Origin of the sequence: Pseudomonas sp. P20 (assembly GCF_016463925.1) — a bacterium.
Taxonomy (GTDB): Bacteria; Pseudomonadota; Gammaproteobacteria; order Pseudomonadales; family Pseudomonadaceae; genus Pseudomonas; species Pseudomonas aeruginosa.
Genome location: NZ_JAEMVM010000002.1, coordinates 501,553 through 519,619 on the forward strand (window position 1 = coordinate 501,553; position 18,067 = coordinate 519,619).

The 18,067-nt window shown below is 57.5% G+C and carries 14 protein-coding genes; 7 read left to right on the plus strand and 7 right to left on the minus strand.

Annotated elements, in window-relative coordinates; translation table 11 throughout:
* Positions 1-117: 117 nt before the first annotated feature.
* Complete coding sequence (locus tag JHD77_RS03400; protein WP_196994121.1) at positions 118-2,703, plus strand: autotransporter family protein; 2,586 nt, start codon at positions 118-120, stop codon at positions 2,701-2,703.
* Positions 2,704-2,763: 60 nt separating this feature from the next.
* On the opposite strand, the gene JHD77_RS03405 is transcribed toward JHD77_RS03400, so the two are convergent.
* Positions 2,764-4,428 (minus strand): GGDEF domain-containing protein, encoded by a 1,665-nt coding sequence (locus JHD77_RS03405; protein WP_078458427.1) that lies wholly within the window; start codon positions 4,426-4,428, stop codon positions 2,764-2,766.
* 379 nt (positions 4,429-4,807) lie between these two features.
* Positions 4,808-5,689: an alpha/beta fold hydrolase gene (locus JHD77_RS03410; RefSeq protein ID WP_078458428.1), complete on the minus strand. Its 882-nt coding sequence runs from the start codon at positions 5,687-5,689 to the stop codon at positions 4,808-4,810.
* A 131-nt stretch (positions 5,690-5,820) separates the two neighbouring features.
* Here JHD77_RS03410 and JHD77_RS03415 point away from each other — a divergent pair, with 131 nt between their 5' ends.
* Positions 5,821-6,405: a CGNR zinc finger domain-containing protein gene (locus JHD77_RS03415; protein ID WP_058199733.1), complete on the plus strand. Its 585-nt coding sequence runs from the start codon at positions 5,821-5,823 to the stop codon at positions 6,403-6,405.
* Positions 6,406-6,653: 248 nt separating this feature from the next.
* Here the strand turns inward: JHD77_RS03415 and JHD77_RS03420 are convergent, their stop codons facing one another.
* From JHD77_RS03420 to JHD77_RS03440, 5 genes are all read right to left on the minus strand, one after another.
* The gene (locus JHD77_RS03420) at positions 6,654-8,204 is read right to left on the minus strand and encodes a nuclease domain-containing protein (protein ID WP_078458429.1); all 1,551 of its coding nucleotides are present in this window, start codon (positions 8,202-8,204) and stop codon (positions 6,654-6,656) included.
* Positions 8,205-8,206: 2 nt separating this feature from the next.
* Positions 8,207-10,477: an McrB family protein gene (locus JHD77_RS03425; protein ID WP_078458430.1), complete on the minus strand. Its 2,271-nt coding sequence runs from the start codon at positions 10,475-10,477 to the stop codon at positions 8,207-8,209.
* Positions 10,478-10,549: 72 nt separating this feature from the next.
* On the minus strand, positions 10,550-11,257 hold the full coding sequence (locus tag JHD77_RS03430) for a hypothetical protein (RefSeq protein WP_034074088.1): 708 nt from the start codon (positions 11,255-11,257) through the stop codon (positions 10,550-10,552).
* Between the two features lie 111 nt (positions 11,258-11,368).
* Complete coding sequence (locus JHD77_RS03435; RefSeq protein ID WP_078458431.1) at positions 11,369-11,983, minus strand: hypothetical protein; 615 nt, start codon at positions 11,981-11,983, stop codon at positions 11,369-11,371.
* Between the two features lie 555 nt (positions 11,984-12,538).
* Positions 12,539-13,414 (minus strand): helix-turn-helix transcriptional regulator, encoded by an 876-nt coding sequence (locus JHD77_RS03440; RefSeq protein ID WP_034020183.1) that lies wholly within the window; start codon positions 13,412-13,414, stop codon positions 12,539-12,541.
* Between the two features lie 114 nt (positions 13,415-13,528).
* Between JHD77_RS03440 and JHD77_RS03445 the strand changes: the two genes are divergently transcribed.
* From JHD77_RS03445 to JHD77_RS03465, 5 genes are all read left to right on the plus strand, one after another.
* On the plus strand, positions 13,529-13,807 hold the full coding sequence (locus JHD77_RS03445; RefSeq protein ID WP_031691239.1) for a hypothetical protein: 279 nt from the start codon (positions 13,529-13,531) through the stop codon (positions 13,805-13,807).
* 131 nt (positions 13,808-13,938) lie between these two features.
* On the plus strand, positions 13,939-14,424 hold the full coding sequence (locus tag JHD77_RS03450) for a hypothetical protein (protein ID WP_078458433.1): 486 nt from the start codon (positions 13,939-13,941) through the stop codon (positions 14,422-14,424).
* A 704-nt stretch (positions 14,425-15,128) separates the two neighbouring features.
* A complete protein-coding gene (locus JHD77_RS03455) occupies positions 15,129-15,776 on the plus strand; it encodes a peptidase M15 (protein ID WP_078458434.1) in 648 nt (215 codons plus the stop codon).
* 235 nt (positions 15,777-16,011) lie between these two features.
* Positions 16,012-16,341, plus strand: a complete 330-nt coding sequence (locus tag JHD77_RS03460; RefSeq protein WP_124101420.1) for a hypothetical protein — start codon at positions 16,012-16,014, stop codon at positions 16,339-16,341.
* 260 nt (positions 16,342-16,601) lie between these two features.
* Positions 16,602-17,930 carry an HNH endonuclease gene (locus JHD77_RS03465; RefSeq protein ID WP_223697217.1) on the plus strand — a complete coding sequence of 443 codons (1,329 nt, stop codon included), beginning with the start codon at positions 16,602-16,604 and terminating at the stop codon, positions 17,928-17,930.
* The last annotated feature ends 137 nt before the right edge of the window (positions 17,931-18,067 follow it).

Below are 18,067 nucleotides of genomic sequence, written 5' to 3' on the forward strand. Positions count from 1 at the left end.
GCTACAGGAAGCGTCAATCCCATGCCGCCCCCGCTAACGACCAACTGGGTCGTCGGTTCTGACCTGTGGGTAGGAGATGGCGCCCCTGGTGCTCTGCTGATAGATGGGGGAGCGAGCGTGGAAAACGGCTGGTCCTTTGTCGGTAGCCTCGCCGTTGGGAGCGTTACTGTGCAAGGTACAGACGGCAGCGGCACCGCCTCGCGCTGGATCAATAATGGCGATACCTACATCGGCCTTGACGGTATCGGAACGCTCGCAATCACCGACGGCGGCAATGTGCGCAGTGTCGGGACCGTCGTCGTCGGCAGCGAGCCAGGCTCCATTGGTACTGTCAACGTTTCAGGGCCCAATTCGCTCTGGGATGCCAGCGCCGGGCCCGGCCCATTGCCTACCTTCCAGATCGGCGTGTATGGAACCGGCATCCTCACCGTCAGTGCTGGCGGCGAGGTGCGCAGTGAGCAAGCTTTGCTCGGGGCGGCGCCGGGCGGGCTGGGGCAGGTCACTGTCTCTGGAGCTGGTTCGAGCTGGACCCCCCTCAACAACATCTACGTGGGGTTCGAGGGATCGGGCGCCCTCGAGGTACTGGACGGCGGCTCGGTCGCAACCGAGCAGACCGGTGGCGGTGCCGCCACGGTTTATGTCGGATACCGTCCAGGCGCCGATGGCAGCGTCACTGTATCGAGCACCACCGGCAACGTATCGCGGCTGAGTGCCACCGACGACCTGCAGGTCGGGGTTGAGGGCGTCGGAACCGTCACCGTCGAGAGGGGCGGTCTGGTGCAGACGGGAGACGAGGTGCGAATCGGCACCGCCGCAAGTGGGGTTGGGACTGTGCACTTGAGGGGCGATGCGAGCGGGCGGGGCATTATTGAAACGGCGGCTGTGGAAGCGGGGCCCGGTGCCGCGACGCTCGATCTGGATGGCGGCATTCTGCGGGCGAACAAGGACCAAGCCGATTTTCTGAAAAACATCCCGACCCTGACCGTTGGCGGCGAAGGCGCCTGGTTCGACAGCAACACTCATGACATCGGTGTCGCCACCGCTTTTAGCGGGGTCTCGACCTTCAACAAACTGGGAGCGGGCACCCTCACTCTGAGCGGCAACAGTACGAACTTTACGGGCGATGCCCAGGTACAGGCCGGAACCCTGCAGGTGGACGGCATTCTGGGGGGGACCATGAACGTCCTGTCCGGAGCGCGGCTGACCGGTACCGGCCAGGTCGGAACCACGACCAATAGCGGGATCATCGCGCCCGGACACCCCGGAACGCTGGGAACACTGACGATTGCCGGTGACTACGCCCCCTCGGGAGGCGCAATCGAGATCCGCACCCAACTGGCAGGTGATGACTCGCCCACCGATCGCCTTGTAATAACCGGCTCAACCTCCGGCACCACTCCCGTCCGAGTGACCAATGTCGGCGGCGCAGGAGCTCAGACGGTGGAGGGTATCCAGATCATCGAGGTTGGGGGCGCCTCCAACGGCGTATTTTCCTTGGTCGGCAATTACACCTACCAAGGGCAGCCGGCGGTCGTGGCGGGGGCATACGCCTATCGCCTGTACCAGGGCAGCACCAGTGCTACCAGTGATGGCAACTGGTACCTGCGCTCCTCGCTGGATAACCCTGTCGTTACGCCCCCTGTAGATCCGCCGATCACACCACCCGTTACGCCTCCAGTTACCCCGCCGGTCACTACGCCATCCGGTCCGCTGCTGGCGCCGACTGTTCCGCTCTACGAGAGCTACGCCAGCGTGCTGCAGCGCGTGAACGAACTGGGCACGATGCAGCAGCGCGTCGGAAACCGGTACTGGCAGCCCGACGCCGAACTGCAGAGCGAAGCGAAGGATGGCCAGCCGGCCATCGGCCGCGGCGCGTGGGTGAGGGCGGAGGGCTCGGATTCGCAGATCGATCCGTCCTCCAGCACCAGCAGTGCCGACTACGACGTGCACCTCTGGAAGTTCGAGGCGGGCTTCGATGCGCCGGTCTACGAAAGCGAAGCCGGTACCCTGGTCGTCGGCCCGACCGTGCACTACGGCACTGCCAATTCCAGCGTGTCCTCGCTATATGGCGATGGTTCAATCGATGTCACTGGCTACGGCTTCGGTGGTACGGCAACCTGGTTCGGCAACGACGGTACCTATGTCGACGGCCAAGCAGCATTGAGTTGGTACGACAGTGACCTGCGCTCTTCGCAGCTGGGCAAGAAGCTGGAGAAGGGCAACCGTGGCAACGGCGCGGCCGCGAGCATCGAGGTTGGGCATCGTGTGGCGCTGAACGACATCTGGTCGGTTACCCCCCAGGCCCAGCTGAGCTGGTCGCAGGTGCGCTTTGATTCGTTCACCGACGAATACAGCGCCAAGGTCTCCGACGACAACGGCGACAGCGTCGTTTCACGTCTGGGCGTGTCCCTCGACCGCGAAATACGCTGGACGGCAAGCGACGGTAAAGCCAGCCGTGCGCATGTCTACGGCATCACCAACCTCTACTACGATTTCGCCAATGGCACGTCGGCGGACGTGGACGATCTGCACGTGAAGAGCAAAGAGCAAGCGCTCTGGGGCGGTCTAGGCATCGGTGGATCGCTGAACTGGGATGACAACCGCTCGATGCTGTTCGGTGAACTGCTGGGACGCACCAGCCTGCAGGACTTCGGTGACAGCCACTCGGTGGGGGCCAAGGTCGGGGTTCGCGTGATGTGGTAATCGCATGAACAGCCGGATGGCCCTGCGCAATGCACTCGACGCGCAGGCCATTCGGCCTGGTCAGGCCAAGGTATCGGTTTGTCCGCAGTCGTCGGAGCCCGAGGCACGGCCGTTCTCTGTCATCCGCTGCCCCCGCCGTGCAGCCTTGTCGGCATACATCAGCTGATCCGCAATTTTGAGCGCTGCCTGCAGCGACATCACCGAGGGGTCTACGCTCGCGATGCCAAAGCTGGCTCCAGGATATTCGAAGCTGCACTCGTCAAAGACGTAGTTGCCCATGAGGAGCGGCACCAGGCGTCGGCGCATCGAGGCTGTAGCTGCTTCCATGTCGCTCGGACTGGTCGATTCGGTCAAACCGATCACGATGAATTCATCACCGCCCCAGCGACCCAGCTCATCGGTGGCCCGCAAGCCTCCCAGCAGGCGTCGGCTGCCTTCGATCAGGAACAGGTCGCCGACTTCATGCCCGTAGGTGTCGTTGATCGTCTTGAAGCCATCCAGATCAATGAAGGCAACCAGAACCCCTTGCCGTCTGCGTTTCGCCAAAGCGAAGTACTGATCGAGGTCGGCCAGGATTGCACGACGGTTTTTCAAGCCGGTCAGCGTGTCATGGTTTGCTGCGTAGCGTTCCTCCCGACGTCGTATCAACACCTGGCCGGCCACCCGACTGGAGAGCAGGATCAGGATCGATCCGAGCAGTCCCACACCGGCACTCATCCAGTAGGTCTGCGCGCGCATCGCCTCCTGGTGGTCGAGAGGTGCCATAGTCAGCAACTGATATTGCGCATTGCTCAACGGATGGCGGCGAACCAGGTAGGGTTGTCCGTCGATTGACCACAAACCATCCATATCGGTGGCTCCAATCGCGCGAATATCCATGGCCTGGCCCACTTCCTCGTCATTTTCCTGAGGCCTGCGAATCTCTGGTGGCAGCAGTGCTGCGACGTTACGCAGCATGAAGAGTTCGCTGGAGGCCGTCGTCACGCGCCCCTGAAGGTTTACGACCAACGCAATGTGACGTCCGGTGAGATAGAGCGCCACATCCGGCGCATCGAATTTGACCGTCACAGAGCCCAGTGGCATGCCCTCCGCATCATCGATGCGGCTTGCCACGAAGTAGGAGGGTGTCTTGTTCAGCCGGGCTATGCCGAACATCTCGGATCTGCCATTACGCAATGCATCGATCAGATAGGCCCGACCCGAATAGATCTGGCCGACGATGCTGAATGACTCGGCCCAGTTGCTGGCCGTGACCGTATCATCTGACAGGTTGTTCATGTAGATACGGGCATAGCGCAGATCACGGGACAGTCGATCCATGAAGTCCCCAACCTTTCGAACCAACGGATCCTTCGTGAGTATCGAGGCGCGCTCCTCCCGGGTGAGGGGCGCAAAGCTGGGAGGGTCGTAGCGATAGCGCGTCGCGAGCTGGATCACCTCATTCTGACGGGCCACCATGTTCGCCACGCTGGTCATCTCGGTGAACAGGCGGTCCACAACCCGCGCCGTGATTTGGGCTTCGTATGCCGCGCTTGCAGCTAAGTTGTCGAGGTCTTCCGCTGTGCGGCGCTGGGCTACCCACCATCCCATAATGGCCACAAACGCTAACCAGATAACTACTACACCCAGCGCCACCAGGCGAACGATGGGTGGGGTACTCGAGCGTTCGTGCTGCAGTGGCACGTCGTGGTTCGTTCGGCTCTTGCCGGTTGACCGCAGTTCCAAAGCAACTCCTTTTGCACGTAAGGAGCATGGTCAAATCGGAGGTCATGCCCTAGGAAAATTCTAAGGCAAACAACGCGGAGTGTGGCTAATCCTTTACGTCTATGACTTTATTGCGATGCCAGCGAACTACTCGCCATTGGGCCGCCGTATGCTCGGGCTCGTCGCTCTTTGCGCGGCCTGGCAAAAGCAGAAATTGAACGGCTGCATGTAGCTCAAGTCGATGAGTGCGCCTGGCCAGATTTGCAGTCAGCTATTGCGACCCATAGCGGACGTTCCAACGAAACCGAATTTGGACGATTGCTGCCTTCGGCCCAAACCACTACCGACCCAAAACAACGACTGCCGACGCGAAGGTTGCTCCACGCCGGCAGTCATTTTCTCAGTTGATGTGGTCGCCCAGTACTTCAACGATACGCCGAGCAATATGTTCGACGTGAGTCTCCAGCGCAAAGTGTCCGGTATCCAGCAACTCGACCACTGCATTCGAATTGTCCCGCTTGTAGGCTTCGGCGCCTGGCGGAATGAAGAACGGGTCGCCCTTGCCCCAGATCGCCAGCGTTGGCACTTGGGTGTCTCGGAAGAACTGCTGAAACGCCGGGTAGAGCTTCAGGTTGTTCTGATAGTCGTAGAACAGATCAAGCTGAATGTCCTTATTGCCCGGACGCTCCAGCAGTAGCGCATCCAGGTAGTACGCCTCGGGCGCTATGAGATCCGGATTGCTTACACCTTCCACGTACTGCCACCGAGTGCCCTCCAGATGCAGGATGGCATCGTTGATCACTTGACGATTGGCTGGCGACGGATCGGCCCAGTACTGACGAATTGGCGCCCAAGCGTCCCCCAGGCCTTCGAGGTAGGCATTGCCGTTCTGCGAAATGATCGCGCTCACCCGCTCCGGATATGCCAGCGCCAACCGCAGCCCGGTAGGCGCGCCGTAGTCGAAGAAGTACATCGCGTAACGCTTCAGATCCAGCGCATCGACAAACTGACGGATCGTCTCTCCGATTGCGTCGAAGGTGTAGCGGTAGTTGCGCTCGGACGGCACCTCGGTGAAGCCAAAGCCGGGCAGATCCGGCGCGATCAGGCGGTACTTGTCCGCCAGTAGTGGCATCAGGTCACGGAACTGGTGGGAGGAGCTGGGAAAACCGTGCAGAAGCAACAGTACCGGTGCATCCGGAGCACCCGCCTCACGGTAGAACACCTTGATTCCATCAGCTTCGACGGACTTATAGGCAATTTGGATGTGCTGTGAAGTCATCATGGCAGAATCCTCTTGTAACTGATTAATGTTTGTTTTGCGGGTTACGTTGGATTCATTCTGCACAGATTTCGTAACTGGTCAAATTATTTTTATAGGTTACAATATGGCGGCTGACTTGCTGGAGAAATGTCATGACCGCCGCGCTTACAGAACTGCCAATCCCTTTGGTACTCGCCGATCACCCGGCGTTGGACTTGCTGAATACTCAGATGATGGTCGACGGACAGCGGCGCGATCTGCTCAACAGTGACGCCGACGCGACGGAGTGGCTGGATCGAATCGGTATTGCGCTACCGGGGGAAGCCGCCATAGGCGACGGGCAATTGCTTGGCCAATTGCGAGCTCTGCGTGAATGCTTTGAAGTCTTACTGGTAGCCAGGCGTGAAAATCGTGTGGCGGATCCAGCGGCGCTCAACGCGTTTCTCCTGCACGCTGTGCCACAGCTGGTTTGGGAGGAGGCGGGCGCACCGGTATTGGATCGCTTCCGTCAGTCTGATGCCGTAAGCCAGTGCTTGGCGCGACTGGCCTTTGCTGCTGCCGAGTTGCTGGCTGACGGTGATTTCAATCTGGTGCGCAAATGCGAGAGCGCTGACTGTTCGCTGATGTTCTATGACCGCACCAAGTCTCATAAACGCCGTTGGTGCAGCATGGCGCTGTGCGGAAATCGGCATAAGGTCGCCGAGTTTCGCAAGCGGCGTCAGAGCGTGGGCGACTGACATTGCATCAGGCCGACATGCGAGGCGGCGCTAATCTTGAGTCGGCGTCCGCTTCTGGCCGTTCTCTGCCGGTCGCCTCTTCGGCGTGACAGGTCAAGTCGGATGCAAACAGTGGTCAACACGGATGCAATTGACTGGTCAGCGGCAATGCAATTGGGTGGTCAAGTTAGATGCAGTTTCGCACCTGACAGCCAGCGTCCCCATGCCATCGGACCTCTCTGTTCACATCGATGGCACTGGCCTCCTTTTTAGTCGTTTACGGCCAGTAATTCTTCCAGTTGATCAACGACCGTTTTGGCGTCGTCGTCGCTTCCGAGTTGGGCCACCCCGACGCCGTGCGCGAGCCAGAATTCCTTGCTTTGCAGCTTTTCTACGGCTCCTCCGCGTGGGATTAGTAGAAGAGCGCAAGCGGGTTGGTAATCGAACCAGCGCAAGCTGTCGTGGTAGATATGGGCGGAAGCCATGCCGTCGAGAACCCCTTCGCGGCTGGTCCTGTACTTTGCATCGAGTATCACGAGCTTGCGTCGGTTCCCTGACTCCAGCGTAATCGCGATGTCAGGGAAGCGCCGTTTTGAGAGGCTGGAGAAGCCGGCATAGTTCTTTTTGTCGATCGCTGGGCATCGGACCTGAAGCCAGACTTCCAACGTGAAATCCGAACCCGTTCCGCTCCAGCAAATACAGTCGTCGCTCCGTGTCGGATAGCGGCCATCCCACTTTAGAGTGGGGTAGCGTGAACGCAGCTGCTCGACGATTTTGATATAGCACCAGCGCTCGTAGATCTCCCAGGAAGGGCTGATCCACAGACTCTCTTCGCCTGTCGCTCCCAAGACCCCAGGCCTTAGGCTATGCCAGCCGAAACGGTAAGCCCGCGCATAGATAGGGTGAGCGGAGATCGCATTGAGCCCGGCGGCAGTGATTCGCTGAGTACTCAGGTGGCAGAAGGGCTCCATTCGCTGCTGGCGCCGCAGTGCTCGGTACAGGCCATCGAGGAAGGCAATACGCCTCTTTAAGCGTGGTGCTAGCTCCGATCGGGTATCGGAGCGGCGCTCCGTTTCGGCAATACGTTCAAAGGCTCGAATCGTCTGGCGACAGCGAGACATTACCTTGAGAAGTATCGCTCCAAGCAACTGATTTGCAGGATTGTCTTGATGCTCAAAAACCGCCGCGACTTCGAAGCTGGCTTGCGACGAGGGCAGTGTCACGCCCTCCGCCCCCAGAACTATCGTACGGCTCTTAAGAGCTGCTCGGACCGCTGACGGCTCCAAGCGCCTAACCTGGTGCGCGCCTACCGCAATGCGTTCTCGGCGAAGCCTGGTAAGGGGGCGCTCGGTCACCTGTCGGAGTGCGGCAACTAGCGACTCTCCATAGCGCCGAAGCCGCGCGTACTGTAGGTGAGGGTTTGAATCCTCGCCGTCCGTGCCTATGGAGATCTGGGCGCTCTCTGTGCCGAACAGCAGTTTCGCGTCGAAGGCAACGATGTCTTCCAGCATCTTTGTAAAGATGTCTTTGCCAAGCTTATCGCTGCTGGGAGCGACATCCAGACGGTACTGGGCGACGACGCTGCCGCTCAGATTCGTTAACTCGGCCGAGACCTCACCCGCAAAGAATCCTGGCTCCCAAAGCCAAACGACTTCACCTTCATGCAGCTGCTCGGGCAGCAGCGCATCGTCGATGTAAAGCCGATGCTCTGGCAGCGCTCGGAATCGGTATAAGCCCAACTCATCAAACCCGAATGAGGGCTCGCCGGGGGTAACCGGTATAGCTACGTTTTTTTCGTTGTAGCAGTGAAGGCTCGTCATGCTTAGCGCCAGAAGCGGGCTGAACCTAGGTGATGAAGGTCGTCGAGCATCTCCGTCACCTTGGCTTTGGACGCTTCCAACTTGACGTTCGTCAGCACCTCAAGGACGTCTTTGAATACCTTCTGCAAACGTGGACTGTCTTCGCCGCGAAGCTTTGGAAGCACCTTCGCGTAAACAGCCTGATCCAAAGCTTGGTTGAAGGAGATAACTTGTCCGTTGGCTGCCTCCTGGAGGTAGCCGATGACGTCGTGAAGAGTCCGCCAGCCGAAATGCAGGCGCATGGGCCTGAGTGCCTGGACGAGCTCCGTCAGTAGCGAGCGCACTATGGCGATCTGTTCTGTTGGTAGCGACGTTGTCGCCCAGCCTGGGAATGCTTCGACATCGATATCCCAGAATTCGATTACCGCCGCTCTGTCGAGCACTTTGTCACTCAAGCCATGAGTGGTCTCGTCCATGTTGACGGTGCCAATGATCAGCAAGTTGGCGGGGTAGGGAATGGATGTCGGTACGTCACTGATGCCGTCCCCCAGTGCATGGAGCTCAATGTGATCGCCGGTCTCCATCGCTGACAGTAGAGGAGCCAGATATTGCTCCGGATGCGACAGATTCATTTCGTCCAGAATCAGTGTGTAAGGGCTAGCGGGGTCAGCGCTGGCGCGTAGCAGGAAGTCCAGGCAGGCCGTACGCACATACGTGTCGGCCTCTAATGGGTTCACATAGCCAAGTAGGGCCGAGGGATCGTGCCAGCCGGGCTGCACTGGCACGATGAGCAGTCCCTCATGAGGATCTTGGGTTTGCTGCCAGAGGCTCAGCGCGTATCCCCGAGCCAGTTGTGTTTTACCCGCGCCACTGAGCCCGGTGAGTACGGCCAAATGGCGACGGAAATGGCTCCAAAGTCCTGCATCAAGCTGAGCGATGAGCTGCTGGGGGAATTGAATCTCTGGAGCAAAGCCCTTGATGATTTCCATCAGGGCCGGCCGGCTAGCTTTGACTGACGAAGCCGCACGGGGAGCCCCGAGATCACTGGGGCCTGCGGCAATTGGTATTGCTTTCAGGGCACCCGGAGTCCAGTGAATGCGTGCGACCCACTCTTCGCCCCTGTCAGTCAGACGAAGGAGCTTTGCCCCATCTAGTTCAACCAGCGCCAGGGAGCGAAGCCAACTTACCAGGGCGCTCGGCGCGAAATTACTGGTCCAGCCGGGATTGACTTGGCGTAGCAGCTCATTCGCTTGCTGGGTGGATAGAGGTGTGTGTTTGAGCGTGAGCAGCAGATTGTCGAAGCCAAGGATGCGAGTGATCATCCAATCGATCACTTCATCTGGGTCGCCTGACTCCAGGAGGGCCTCGCCGCGGGGAGTAAGTTGTAGATCGGTTCCCTGTGCGCGCAGAACGCCCCATTCTGCGATCAGTGCATTGAGTTGGGTACTCAACGAGGACTTCTTGAAGGCGGGATTGAGCGATTGAAGGTGCTGCATGAAGTCTTCGCGCGTACATCCTTCTCGCGCAAATTCAATCATTGCCAGTATGGTGGCAATCCCTCCGCCAATCGAAAGCAGCCCACGGCGCCGACGTTCTGCAGGTAGAGGGTTGAGCAGCTCCTTGCCCGTTTCCGGGTCGGCCAGCTCTGTAGACTCTTGTTCCGGCCGTTGGACGTATGTCACATACAGCAGCCAGGGTAGGGTCATGCGCTCCACGCCGGCGATAGTGAAAATGTCGGCGGCGGGGCCGAGCACTTCATCAAGACGGTCCAGCACCTTGCGATGAAGGAGCTGGCGTGACTCACCTCTTTGGGCTGCCCCCATTGCGCTCGCGAGCTCGCGAAGTTTTCGGGAATGACCAATGGTGGTGAAAAATCCCGGGCAAAGCACTGCGAATACGCGGTACATCTTGAGCTTGGGAAAACGCTTCACCAGCGGTGTGATAGCGGTGATCAGAGCGTTCCAGGTTTCGGTGATAAGCAGCTCTTGTTGAGCTCTTTCAAGGCCCGGGAATCGGTTTTTAAGCCGCCACAGCTGCTCAATCACGCTGGTGTCTTGGGCGACCTTGGAGATGTCGACCTGTCCCATCCCGGTGGACGTAACCTGCTCGCTATCCCACAGATTGCGTTGGAACCGCTCGCTGAAAAAGGTTGGCTCGTCGACGTCACGGACTTCCCGCAGCAGTGTGAGCAGGCCTGCCACCCAATCTCGATTCCCTTTTTGGGTTAGGGTTTGCTGCAGGATTGTGTCGCATGCTTGCTTTAGTTGAGCGTCGTCTTTCAGATTCAGGACCATCGAGGAGCCATCTCCTTTGCTCAAAACGGCGGAGTCGTTACAGGTAATGGATGGGGCTAGCCAGCTTGCGGATCAGGCGAATTCCTGGAGCTTTTCGTGCTCCTCTAAGACCTCGTCAGTCACGTGACGAGCGCGATTCCCGCGCCCGCTAGGTTGCATAACCACGCGAATGGACTCTTCCATTGTCATTGCGTTGTCATCGGTGTCTTCACCTATTACATAAGTACGCGAGAACGGGGCTAGGGCTTGGGCGAGCAGTTCGATCATGGTCGCGCGGTCTGAAAGCTCTTCTTCGTCGAGCTCAAGCATTGAGGCCATGATCGAGCAGTCGATCATCGTGGCAGGGAGCCAGTCGCAGCTGGACGAGTAGCCGACACACCACTTGATGTTCGTGCCCTGCATAAAGACCTCGATGGTATCGGTGTCCGTGCCGGCGAAGCAGGATCCGAGCATGATGCCGGTTATGTTCGTGTTCTTGGAGTGATCTCCGATTGCGAACAGAATATCCTCCAGCTTGACGCCACCCACCTTGCCTTTGTTGCCATGCGCTGCGATGTAGATAACTGCGTTGTTGAAGCGAGCGCTGCAAAGAATTTCGAGGGCTCGATCGAAGCTTCGCTTGTCATAGAAGTTGGCGTGAAACACCTCGGTATCGCCTGCTAGCTTGGCAATGCCTTCGACAAAGGGCAGTACGCTCGTGCGGTTGCAATCTCCCTCATCCAGCTCCCAAGGGTTTTCGAGGATAAGGATGGCTCGGTTGGAGTAGTGGTGTCTTGGCATCGTCTGGCTTCCTTGTCAGGGGCCTGAGGCATCAGGCAAATGTTCGAGAGGGGGAGGAGGTCAGGAAGAGGACCTGCCCTTTTCCTGACGGTGGCAGGGCGTGTTTGGGGCTCAGCCGAAGAGTACTGCCTTGGTAAGGTCTGGGTCGGGATCGTTATCGTCGGCCAGGGAAACCAATTTCGTGAGGGTGCGAGCTAGCGCCTCGTACTTACCCCACAAGACGAGCATGTGTTCGAAAACCTGGCAGATGGCGTCTTTCGCGTAGAGAGGAAGCCCCTCTACATCCACATAGTCATAGATTTCGTGAAGACGTTGCCGCTCGAAATGCTCGTCAATATTCGACTGTTGCTCGAGGAGTAGGTTGTAGCCGTCGTAGCACTCGTCTCGTAGCTGATCCGCATACTCACGGAAGTCTTGGTCGTCTACACCGAAGTGCTCTCGCAAGTGCTCTGGGATCTCTTGCAGGCTACGAAAGCGCTTGCGTTGCCCATCGCGGCGGATTTGTGAGGTGAGCCAGTCTTGTTCGTCGAAGGTGTTACCTTCTGGGAGAAAGCCGCACAGAGTGTTGGCGCTTTCCGCCTCGTCTACGCACTCTGAAACCGCATCGATGATTTCGCCTATGAATGTGCCGGCGAAAAAGGGTTTGAGCTGGCTCTGAAGGTCGCAGAAGTCCCTGAGGTGCTTGTAGTAGCGAGCAGCAGTTTGGTTCGCGTGTTCTCGGTCCATGAAAAAAGCTCCCAGGGCTTTACAGGTGTTTGAGGGGAGTTGCGCATCCTTGGCTCAATACATTGGCACTGCGCCGCATCGAGCTCGATGCTACCCAAGTGGATGGCTCTGTGCCATCTCTCCTTGGGTCAAGCTCGACCAAAGATCAATGATGCCCGGAGTTCTTTAAGAACTGCTCTAGGCGTTCTTTGAGGATTTCCTTCCTGTTCGCAATGCGCACATCCAATGAAGGAGTCTGGCAGTTAGGGCAGCCAGTGAGCCATTCTGGGGGACGTACCCTGGTGTCTCCGCTAGGAAGATAAGTCTTCTTCCAAGAGCAGTAACAGCAGGTAAGGGTGAAGGGGTGTGGCGGTGAAAACATGTCTGCATCCGTGGCCGTCAATCGACAACAGATTGGCTGCTTTGGGCGACAAGTTGTGTCGCTCACTGAAGGTGCTTCACAGCCAATGCCAGTCATTGAGCTAGGGCGTTTGTTTGCGAGGACACGGAGAGTGCAGGCGCTCTCCGGAGAGCGCCTGATAACCGCAAGTATCGGTGCGGGTAGGAGGCGAATTGTCAGCGGTACAGCCAGGGCTGCAGCTCATCAAGGTTCGCCGCGACTATCTGCTGTGCAGTCGCCTTGGTGTGCAGCTTTGTAGGATCGATCTGATAGCGCTGGAGCACGTATTGAACCAGTGCGCCGCGGACTTCAATCACCAACTGGCCATCCTGCATGCCGTAGTCGGCCTCGATGATGCTTCGCTGCTCAGGCTTAAGTCGCGAATCGGGTTCGATGATGACCGGAATGAGCGTGTTCCATCCAAGGTCGTCTTCTCGGGTGTGTTCAGACTGGTCATCCATTAGCTCTGGGATACCACGGAAGCGGCTCAACACAAAGTCACGATAATCGCGGTTCTTCTCGCAGTAGGCCCGGACGTGCCAGCGTATGCCGGTGTAGATGAGTGTATGAGGTGCTATCAGCCTGGTTTCACCACTCGGGGTGGTAAAGGACACGTACTCGCACTCTAAACGTAAACCTTCCCGGCAGGCTCTGAGCAACGGGCGTAGCACTTCGGGGCGAACTGTACGATCGGGAACGCTCAGGACTTCTGTGTGGGCATAAGCGAGCGCTAACCCCTCGACGTGCGGGGCACGCTCGTGGTTTTGATTCAGCAGGTGTAGGTAGGCGCTGGCACTGTCGTCAATGAACAAGGGCCTGAACTGCTTACTCGGTACGTACCCTTTCAGATGCTTGTCGTATGTCAGATTTTTGGACGCATGCTCATTGATGTAGGTATTGATGTCCTTTGACGCCTGCTGTCGGCTGATCCCAAAGCTCTGCATCAGGTGACCTGTGGTTAGCCGTCCCTCCCACCAGACCACGGTCTCTATTAGCTTATAGCGAAGGGCCAAATCCCAGCGGACTGACTCGATCGACTGCTTACGTTTCATTGGCTCTCCATGTGCTCGAAATGTTTACCTGTACATGTAAACATTCTAGATACAGCTTGGGAAGCTACATATCGTGAAGATGTTCTAGGTCGCTGCGGGAGACTGGCCCTCGATATGGATTTTCTTACCTTGCTCTGGGCTGTTGTGGCCACGTTGCTTTTCCTGAGCTTGCTGGGCACCGGCTTGGTCATGTCTTTCTGGGTGCGCTGTGACCAATTGGCGGAACAGAAAGCCAGCCTCCAGCGACAACTGGAGATTGAGCGCGCAGATAGAGCTGACCTGGTGAGCAACCTGATGGAGCTACAGGCCGCCCTGCGAGCGGAGAAATTTCATGTCGAGCAGCTGCAGCGCAAGATCCAACTGTTGCAGTTGCCCTTTGGCCACGGTTGCTAACGTGTCGGAGGTGAAAGGGGCACTGATGAACGTTGACGCGACTAGCAGTCACTTGGGTAGAGAGCCCGCGAGCCTTGAATCAATCGTGGCTTGAGGGCAAATTGATACTATTAGGATATTGGGAGGGAGTTATGCAGCAGCTGACTACGGCGCAGGGAGCATTTGAGTTGACGTTGCTCAACGCCGAGTGCGCCAGAGATCAATTTGATGATCTGGTCATCGAGGGATTGAGCCTCGGTATTCCGGCAGAGATCATGACTCGTCTTGAGGCGATCTGGTCTACCACAAGGAAAATTGCTGGAGAGGTAATCACTGTCGGCAGGATCGTTGTGAGGCAGATTCTGGCATTCATCAAGGCCCATCCTGGAATTGCCATCGGCGTGGCCATAGGGGCTGCTATCGGGGGCATAACCTCAGCGATTCCTTTCATTGGTCCTCTGCTCGCGCCAATTACAACCAGCGCTGCAGTGCTGATGGGCGCAGCTGTCGGGGCGACCATTGATTCGGGAAGTCCCTCTTCAGATCCTTTGGTTGCGGCGATCCAGCTCGCTCGGAAGTTCTTTGAGTTCATCCAATCGGTCTTTCTGGCAGTCAGAGACTATTACTCCGAGGTTTAAAGCTCGTCATGGATGACTACAGTGCGAAGGTTCATCGGCTACGGAAAGCTGTGAGGGAGCGGGTGCAAGCCGAAGCCCCCACTCCGGATCAAGGTGCAATGGTCGTATCCGAAGAGCTAGCTGCCATTGCCTTTGAGGATCCTAAGGTTCGAGCGGCCCTCGATAAGCTTAAAGGTCGAGACCGAGTTGGCGTAATGGGGGAGGGGGCCGCACTTCTCGGCGGCGCTGGCGCGGGAGCAGCATTGGCCGGAAGTGCGGCCGGCATGGCAGGCGCTACCACATTGCTCGGCTCTACAAGCCTGGCGAGCCTGCTAGGAGGTGTGTTCGTTACGACCACTCCGATTGGCTGGGTAGTTGGGTCTGCTGCAGTGGCGGGAGCCGCTGGCTACGGCATTGCAAAACTCATTCGGTCAGGCAGTAAGCAAGATCAGCTAAGGGGCGAGCTGTCTGGTCGTCTAGCTACTAGGCTGATTGAGCCGCCTCGGAATATTGCTGATAGCGAGCTTGAGGTGCTGCTAGCCAACGCTCTCAGAGTAGGGGCGATCACGCCAGCTTCTGGTGAGAAAATGCGAGCTCTGATTCATGCCGGATCGCTAGCTCCTGATTTGGCACTGCAGCGTATTAGGGACATTTTGAACTCCCACCACGAATGATCGAAGCTGCTACTGGATTACCCTTCCGGAGCTCAACAAGGACGTATGCGAATGAACAAGCCGGCCACGGTTAAATCGCTGGAAGATCTAGGGCGTATCAGGCTTTCCACCCACTTCTTTATGCGCGATTTCCTCTACTCGGAAATCAGTCAAATTGAAGGTATTCCAAACATCCCCGATTTTCCTGACCGCGCCATCGAAGCAGGTCGGGGGCTTTGTGAGCATCTGCTGGAGCCGTTGCAGAAAAGATTCGGCCGGATAGTCATTCGCTCGGCTTATCGATCGCCTCTAGTGAATGGTAAGGGGGCAGAGAATGGTAACCAATACAGCTGCGCCGCAAACGAGAAGAATTACGCCGCGCACATCTGGGATTATCCCGATACAGAGGGCTATCTAGGCGCCACGGCTTGTATTGTTGTGCCTGCCTTGCTGCCCTGGTACGAGCAAACAAGTGACTGGACTCCGCTGGCCTGGTGGATTCATGACAATCTGCCGTACGCCAGTCAATTTTGGTTTCCAAAGCTCGCTGCTTTCAATCTGCAGTGGAGCGCCAACCCGGCGACGCTCCCAAGCATCAATACCTATGTTCTCAATCCGCATACTGGGGACCGGACTGCACTAGTCAAGGACGGTGTAGCTAGATGCAGCCTTGAAGAGCGCAAGCTCATCGTTGGTCCATGGTTGGACAGCCTCAAATAAACGCGCTCTGGAAATTGACGGATATGCGAGGAAAGCACTAACAGACTGCGGCGGTATGACTCCAAACCATTCGAACCTGCCTGAATAGTTGACCTGTATGAACACCCAATATTGGTGTGTCTAATAGGGCGACATATCCTGCTGCTGTACCCGCTGGATGCGGGGGGAGAAGCCCGCCGGTCAAGGATGACCAGCTCGACGGGCCTGGGGTCGACTTCGGCAGAGGAGCTGGGCAATGGAGCTTACCGCACATGCCACGCAACGTTGCAGTCAGCGCGGAATCCGCATACAGCAGATTGATTGGTTGATTGCGTATGGACGCCACGTGTGGAATCGAGGCGCTCGGGTGTACTTCTTCGATAGGGCGCATTTCCGGCAGATGCTTTTCAGCCTGACGGCATCAGAACGGCAATTGGCGGAGAAAACGCGCAATAGCTATGTGGTAGTGAAGGACGATCAGGTGATCACCGCGGGGCATCGTCAGCCGGTGTTTTGCGCCAATAAGCCAGGTAGCCATCATCACAGGCGTACTGACTGGCGACATGGCGGATCTCGAGTAGCGTGAATCTGAGCGCGAAGACAGTAGGTTTGGTGAAAAGTTCCATTTGATGCTTCAGCTGGTCTTTACCCATGAAAAGCAGCTGGATATTGTGAGCAGATTCATATTTTGCTCAGCCTCAGCTACATCGCGCGGTGCGAAAGCGAGCAAGCAGGATGCGCTGAAGGTCGCTGTGGTGAAGAGTCAGATCATCACAGGGAGGCTTGATATATGTGGTCGGAGCTTTACGCCTCGTGACAAAAATGGATTGCAGTTGAGAGGGCTTCATGGCGTTCAAGGATAAGGCGGAGCTGCGTGCGTTTCTGGAGAGGGAGGCGGGATCACTATCTCACTTGCCGTCTTCGTCTCGGCGTGGGGAACCCTCCGCCAGCGCTGAGGAGTATGCTCGAGCACTCAAAGAAATCGAGCCACGCATTTCTGACGGCCAGCTTCGCATGCTGACAGGCCACGCTGTAGCGCCAGAGCAGACCCTGACCATGGCACAGCTGGCCGCACTGATGGGGCAGGTCAATTTTCAACCTGTCAATAGTCAGTACGGTCGACTTGGTGGAATGCTGGTTGCGTCGCTTGGTGTTCCAAGACCTAAGTGCCTGGTCTACGCCATTGCGAGCTTCGATGACAATCCCGAGTCCGGGAAAAGGCGTGCGCGTATGCATCCTGAGCTGACCCAAGCGCTTCTGCAGTTGGGGTGGATAGCACAGCGGGATTTCGGTGGCGCAATTACCGGCCAATCAGGCAAAGGGCAGGGGCCGGCTTCCGGAACACACCAAGGTTCGCTCAGAGCTCAAGATGTTATTGCAGCACTGGAGGGGGCAGGTTTCAGTCGGCCCGCACAGTCGGGTCTCAAGGTGGTGCGCCTCGAGCATCCAGCTCTGACTGCGCCTGTGTTCGTCAAGCAAGGCGCCAGTGAGACGCCCCTCGTGCTACACCCGAAATATGAGGAGCAGCTCTCTAGTTGGCTGAGCATCCAGGGTGTGGCGAAAGGCCAAACGACTTACTACCACAACAGCAATCTTCGTGGATTCCCCAAACGGAGAAATACGGGAGCCACGGATATCAGCTATGGCATTGATTTAGGGTTTCTGGGCTCAGGTGCGCTCGAGGAACTCATCAGGAAGCTTCTAGATCAGGCGGGAGTTGGGAATGACACACCTGTAATACCGACGCCACTATTGCCACAGGGCCTCTCAGGGGAATTGCCTCTGACCGAAACTGAGCGGGAGGCTTTGATCAAGGCGCGAATTGGCCAAAACGGTTATCGCGAGGCGCTTTTGGCGTATTGGGGTGGATGCGCGGTTACCGATTGTTGCGTACCTGAGCTACTACGCGCTTCGCACATAAAGCCTTGGCGCGCTGCCAGCTCTAGTGAGCGGCTGGATCCGTTCAACGGTCTTCTGCTGACTCCGAACCTTGATCTTGCCTTCGATCAAGGCCTCATCAGTTTCGATGAGGACGGGCTCATCTTGCTTAGCAGTGATCTGGATCCTGCCAGCACTAAGGCACTTCACCTCACGCCCCAACTTCGCTTGCGTCAGCTCGAGCCACGTCACTGCGACTATCTGGCTTGGCACCGTGAGCATTTATTCAGAGCTTGATGATGCTGCCCACTACTGTCAGATCTATTCCCAGTTGCCTAAACGCTGCGGCCAGAGCCGAGGACGACGAATTGCACTAGCAGGATGTTGGGTGACGATGAGATCAACTCGTTCCCGCATTACAGAATTTTCCTTCT

Bases quoted from the DNA above. Each gene is read 5' to 3' on its own strand.
- JHD77_RS03410 (WP_078458428.1), bottom strand. From the start codon at position 5,689: ATGATGACTTCACAGCACATCCAAATTGCCTATAAGTCCGTCGAAGCT.
- JHD77_RS03415 (WP_058199733.1), top strand. From the start codon at position 5,821: ATGACCGCCGCGCTTACAGAACTGCCAATCCCTTTGGTACTCGCCGAT.
- JHD77_RS03440 (WP_034020183.1), bottom strand. From the start codon at position 13,414: ATGAAACGTAAGCAGTCGATCGAGTCAGTCCGCTGGGATTTGGCCCTT.
- JHD77_RS03460 (WP_124101420.1), top strand. From the start codon at position 16,012: ATGGAGCTTACCGCACATGCCACGCAACGTTGCAGTCAGCGCGGAATC.
- JHD77_RS03465 (WP_223697217.1), top strand. From the start codon at position 16,602: ATGGCGTTCAAGGATAAGGCGGAGCTGCGTGCGTTTCTGGAGAGGGAG.
- JHD77_RS03455 (WP_078458434.1), top strand. From the start codon at position 15,129: ATGAACAAGCCGGCCACGGTTAAATCGCTGGAAGATCTAGGGCGTATC.
- JHD77_RS03425 (WP_078458430.1), bottom strand. From the start codon at position 10,477: ATGGTCCTGAATCTGAAAGACGACGCTCAACTAAAGCAAGCATGCGAC.
- JHD77_RS03435 (WP_078458431.1), bottom strand. From the start codon at position 11,983: ATGGACCGAGAACACGCGAACCAAACTGCTGCTCGCTACTACAAGCAC.
- JHD77_RS03420 (WP_078458429.1), bottom strand. From the start codon at position 8,204: ATGACGAGCCTTCACTGCTACAACGAAAAAAACGTAGCTATACCGGTT.
- JHD77_RS03445 (WP_031691239.1), top strand. From the start codon at position 13,529: ATGGATTTTCTTACCTTGCTCTGGGCTGTTGTGGCCACGTTGCTTTTC.
- JHD77_RS03450 (WP_078458433.1), top strand. From the start codon at position 13,939: ATGCAGCAGCTGACTACGGCGCAGGGAGCATTTGAGTTGACGTTGCTC.
- JHD77_RS03430 (WP_034074088.1), bottom strand. From the start codon at position 11,257: ATGCCAAGACACCACTACTCCAACCGAGCCATCCTTATCCTCGAAAAC.